The organism is Vibrio sinensis, assembly GCF_003605645.1.
GTDB lineage: Bacteria > Pseudomonadota > Gammaproteobacteria > Enterobacterales > Vibrionaceae > Vibrio > Vibrio sinensis.
In genome coordinates this window covers 1-825 of record NZ_QVMU01000093.1, presented here as the reverse complement: position 1 = coordinate 825, position 825 = coordinate 1, and the positions used below count along the sequence as shown (strand labels likewise).

General features: G+C 47.9%; 1 pseudogene. It reads right to left on the bottom strand.

The annotated features are described in order from the left end of the window. Positions 1-825 (bottom strand): annotated as a pseudogene (locus DZ860_RS24560) (hypothetical protein); the annotation flags it as partial.

Here is an 825-nt window from a genome sequence, read left to right as displayed (position 1 = left end):
CGTTGAGATCGTTTTCATCGAAATGGTACGTACCACTATGTTTGCCATCATTGGCGACGAACATACCACTGGCAACCGCATTGCCGTCAAGATACGCGACCCACTTCCCTTGCTCGTGATTATCCGTTCCTCCCTCGTCTTTAAACAGACGCGCCACTTCAAAGCTAAAGTTGGTCACCGGTTTATCTAATTCAATTTTGAACTGTTCTGATTCGCCGGTTTCACGGTTGAATTGAATTTGTGCGCCCGGGCCGCCATTTTCATCACCACTAACGCCTCGGTCACCACCGGACTCGGTAATATCACGGTTGCTATTTTGATAAGACGCACTAATGCCAGCGCCACTGTCTTGCCATTCAAAGTTGTTCTCATCATTGAGTGAACCCAGTGCGACACTAAAGCCCACCGGATCGTTGAGTGCATCAGGGGCTTGGTTGTCAGCTTCCACTAACGTCACGGTCTGCTCTTCACTGACGTTATCATCACTGTCGACTGCACGATAATCAAAACTATCATCTGGCGTTTGCGTTTCTAAATAACGAAGCTCCCAGTTACCGTCACCAATCGTAGAAACCTCGACGTGTGTGATAGTGCTGCCGTCAGGTGCGGTTAACGTCACTTCTTTAAACAGACTATCGTCACCATCTGGTTTGGTCACTTGTTGCTGATGTGTGGTCCCGTCATCATACGTTACGGTGATCAATACGCTGGTTGGATGCTGTGCGTGGTTTTCTTCAAAATAGCCACCCATGCCATCAAGGCCAAGCGTCACTGATTCTGATGGTCTTTGTGACATATCAATAGTGATGGATTCACCTTCTTGAA